The 1242-nt window shown below is 79.1% G+C and carries 1 protein-coding gene; it reads right to left on the reverse strand.

The window, feature by feature from the left end; translation table 11 throughout:
• Positions 1-1184: TadA family conjugal transfer-associated ATPase (locus ABD317_RS37060; protein ID WP_344296485.1), on the reverse strand; the 1184-nt coding region annotated here is incomplete at its 3' end.
• Positions 1185-1242: the final 58 nt, after the last annotated feature.

The following is a 1242-nucleotide window of genomic DNA, read 5'->3' on the forward strand; positions in this document are numbered from 1 at the left end:
CCGGGTCCCGTTCTTCCCCGCGCTCGCCGCCGTCTACCGCGCCCAGCTCTCCCGCCCCGCTCCAGCAGCCGCTCCAGCCGCGGCCACCCGTCCCGCCGCGCGAACCCCCCGGCCGCCCACACCGCCGCGGGCACCGCCGTCACCAGGCCGGCCCCGTCGCGTTCCAGCACGTGCACCTCCGCGATGCGCCGCCGCCCCCGCCGGTCGCGGACCAGGTGCAGCAGCACCGACACCGCCGCCGCCAGCTGGCTGTGCAGGGCGGGCCGGTCCAGGCCCGCGACCGCGCCCAGCGCCTCCAGGCGCGCGGGCACGTCGCCCGCCGCGTTGGCGTGGACCGTCCCGGAGCCGCCTTCGTGCCCCGTGTTCAGGGCGGCCAGCAGATCGACGACCTCGCGGCCCCGTACCTCGCCCACGACCAGCCGGTCGGGGCGCATCCGCAGCGCCTGCCGCACGAGGTCCTGCAGCGTCACCTCGCCGACGCCCTCCTGGTTCGCGGGGCGGGCTTCGAGCCGTACGACATGGGGGTGGTCCGGCCGCAGCTCGGCCGACTCCTCCGCCAGCACGATCCGCTCGTCCCGCCGCACCAGCGACAGCAACGCGCTCAGCAACGTCGTCTTCCCACTGCCCGTACCGCCGCTGACGAGGAACGACAGCCGCGCGTCGAGGAGTCCGCGCAGCAGCCGCTCGCCGCCCGGCGGCACCGTGCCGGCGGCGGCCAGCTCCGGGAGGCTGAACGCGCGCCGCCGCACCACCCGCAGCGACAGGCAGGCCGAGCCCACGGCCACCGGCGGCAGAACGGCGTGCAGCCGCGTGCCGTCGGGCAGCCGGGCGTCGACCCACGGGCGGGCGTCGTCGAGCCGCCGCCCGGCGACGGCGGCGAGCCGCTGCGCAAGGCGCCGCACCTCACCGGCGTCCGCGAACCGCACGCCGACCCGCTCCAGCCCACGCCCGGTGTCCACCCAGACCTCGTCCGGCGCGGTGACGAGCACGTCGGTGACGTCCGGCCGGGCCAGCAGCGGCTCCAGCGGCCCGCTGCCGACCATCTCCGAGCGCAGCGCGCCCACGACGGCCAGCACCTCGGTGTCGCCGAGGAGCCGCCCCTCCCGCCGCAGCGCGGCGCCCACTCCGGCGGGCGTCGGCTCCCCGCCGCTCTCCGCCAGCCGCCGCCGCACGGCCCCCACCAACCGCCCGGACACGGCGCAGCGTTCGGTGCGGGCGGCGGCGGTCGCGGCGGGCCCCCTG

This window comes from Streptomyces synnematoformans (assembly GCF_039531005.1).
In the GTDB taxonomy this organism is placed as follows: domain Bacteria; phylum Actinomycetota; class Actinomycetes; order Streptomycetales; family Streptomycetaceae; genus Streptomyces; species Streptomyces synnematoformans.